The organism is Oleiphilus sp. HI0043, assembly GCF_001634935.1.
Window position 1 is genome coordinate 1 of sequence record NZ_LWEY01001833.1, and the last position, 438, is coordinate 438.

Here is a 438-nt window from a genome sequence, read left to right on the forward strand (position 1 = left end):
TTGAAGTCGGGTAAGTTCCTTTTCCGCCAAGCTCTACAAAATAGCCCTTAACATTCTTACCGCTTAAACTAACACCCTCAACGGGAACAATCTTGACGAAGACGTTATACCAATCCAGACCCCAAGTCATTCTGGTAGAGAATCCTCTTTCTGGACCATCAATTTCATTAACGATTTCATCATCAACGATTGATGTGATTTCTTGATATGTCAATTGAAAAATCTTTTGCTCTTCTATGGCATATATTTTGTAACCACCATCTTGCTTTAATGTTGTTTGGTGGGTACTACACCCAGTCAAAAAAGCAAAAAAGACTAGAGTCGTTAACCTCATGTAATGCTCTCCATTGGCATGTAACGCTTACATAATGGGCCGGAGCGTAGCGACGGTCCAGCCCACAATTTCTTTTGTGGGCGATCATTGATGTACTTGTTATA

At 40.4% G+C, this 438-nt stretch carries 1 protein-coding gene; it reads right to left on the minus strand.

Going from position 1 to position 438, the window contains the following annotated elements; all coding sequences use genetic code 11:
• Nucleotides 1–214, minus strand: a 214-nt coding sequence (locus tag A3729_RS31945; protein WP_156498194.1) for a hypothetical protein, incomplete at its 3' end; no start/stop codon positions are given.
• Nucleotides 215–438: the final 224 nt, after the last annotated feature.